The 2,132-nt window shown below is 69.6% G+C and carries 1 protein-coding gene and 1 pseudogene; one reads left to right on the top strand and one right to left on the bottom strand.

Going from position 1 to position 2,132, the window contains the following annotated elements; translation table 11 throughout:
- A pseudogene (locus AC1DOC_RS30680) lies at positions 1 to 548 on the bottom strand (LPS-assembly protein LptD); the annotation flags it as partial.
- A 279-nt stretch (positions 549 to 827) separates the two neighbouring features.
- Here AC1DOC_RS30680 and AC1DOC_RS30675 point away from each other — a divergent pair.
- Positions 828 to 2,003, top strand: coding sequence for an aminoglycoside phosphotransferase family protein (locus AC1DOC_RS30675; RefSeq protein ID WP_478080263.1), 1,176 nt, complete (start codon positions 828 to 830; stop codon positions 2,001 to 2,003).
- Positions 2,004 to 2,132: the final 129 nt, after the last annotated feature.

Genomic DNA, 2,132 nt, shown 5'->3' with positions numbered 1-2,132 from the left:
GTGTCGGTGGTCAGCGTGGCTGCAGACAGCAGCCAGGCCGGCATCCAGCCCGGAAAGTCCTCGCGGCGGCAGGTGGTGTAGGTGGCGGTGCGGGCCACCGACACGTTGCTGTCGACGAAATCGATGCGCTGCGCCTCGCCATGTCCGCCGGTGGCAAGGAAGGAATAGCGCACGTTGTTGAAGAAGCCCTCGAAGGTCTCGAGCTTGAGCTCGAGCTCGGGGCCTTCGTACACATTGCCGGCCTGGTTGACGCGCACGTTGCCGCGCGCCCTGGCGCGGTCGTCGGGCTGGTAGTACTCGAGCCGGTCGGCGGTGATGGCGACTTCGCCGCGGCGCAGCGTGGCATGGCCTTCGACCACGGTTTCGAGATCCTGGCGGCCCGACAGGCGGTCGCCGGTGATCAGGCTGGGCAACTGGCTGCGCTCGGCGGGCGGCAGCGTTTCGGTCAGCTGCGGCGTGCGCTTGAGCGTGAGCGGGCCATCGAGGCCCCCGGCCGGCTGGGCCGAGGCGCCGTGCGCATGCAGCAGCGCCAGCGACAACAGGGCCAATGGCAGGGGCGGGCCGGAACGCCGCAAGGCAACGCGCCGCCTCATCAGGCCTCCCGCCGCATCGTTCCGGAGAAGGTCCGCAGTCTTCCTGGGGAGGGCTGCGAGTGCACAGGGTGCCAAGCGTGGGGGCTTTGGGTCGTAGGCATCGGTCAGGAACGAAGGATCGTCGGGAGGACGGCGCGGCAGGCCGGCAGGTTGCAGGAGCCGGCGGCAACTCTGTTCGACCAGGGAGGACCGCAGGAGTTGCCGCGCCAGGCGGATTTGTAGAATCGATTATCCATGACAGCACCCCCGCTCCCGGCCTCCGAGCCCACACCCTCCGCCACGGCCATTCTCTGGGCAGATCCGCAGCGGGCCGCGGCGTTCCAGAACTGGCTGGCCGGCATCGGCGCCGCGCACGGCCTGCGGCCCGAGACGGTGCGCCTTGCGTCCGCCGATGCGAGCTTTCGCCGCTACTTCCGCATCGACGCCACGGGGAGCGCCGCCAGCCGCATCGTGATGGATGCGCCGCCCGACAAGGAGAACAGCGAGCCCTTCGTGCAGGTCGCCCGCCTGATGGCCGAGGCCGGCGTGACCGCGCCGCAGGTGCTCGAGTGGGACCGGGCCCACGGCTTCCTGCTGCTCGACGACCTGGGCCGCGAGACCATGCTCGACGTGATCGATCCGGCCCGGCCCGACGCCAGCCGCCCGCTCTACAACCAGGCGATTGATGCGCTGATCCGCTGGCAGCTGGCCTCCAGGCCAGGCGTGCTGCCGCCCTACGACAGGGCGCTGCTCGAGCGCGAACTGGCGCTTTTTCCCGAGTGGTACATCGGGCGGCATCGCGGCATCGCGGTGGAGGGCCAGCTCAAGGAGCGGCTGGAACGCAGCTTCAGGCTGATCGTCGAGAGCAACCTGGCCTCGCCGAGCGTCTACGTGCACCGCGACTTCATGCCGCGCAACCTGATGGTCAATGTGGCCCCCACGCTCGGCACTGGCGTGTCCTCGCTGCCCCCCGAGGGGGCGCTCGCCGCCTTGGGGCGGCCCGGCGGCGGCTCGGCTGCCGATCTCGGCGTGCTCGACTTCCAGGACGCGGTCTACGGCCCGATCACCTACGACATCGCCAGCCTGATGCGCGACGCCTTCCTGAGCTGGGACGAGGAATTCGTGCTCGACGTCACCATTCGTTACTGGGAAGCCGCGCGCAAGGCCAAGCTGCCGGTCGATGCCGATTTCGGCGCGTTCTACCGCTCGGTCGAATGGATGGGGCTGCAGCGCCACCTCAAGGTGGCCGGCATCTTCGCCCGCCTCACGCTGCGCGACGGCAAGCCGCGCTATTTGGCGGACACGCCGCGCTTCATCGCCTACATCCGCTCCACCGCCAGCCGCTACATGGAGCTCACGCCGCTGCTGCGTGTGATCGACGAGATCGAAGGCACGTCGGCGCTGAGCGGCTTCGCCTACGGCAGGGTCTAGGGCCTGTTGACGCTATGCAAGGGGTCGCGAAGCTCGCCACAGCCCGCCCATCAAGGCGCGCGACGCCGTGCGTGCGTCCGCACGCACAAGGAACGCAACGCCGAGGGGCGGGCTGTGGCGAGCTTCCCT

The organism is Variovorax sp. 01T439_2, from assembly GCF_056398445.1.
This window is presented reverse-complemented; position numbering and strand designations above follow the sequence as displayed.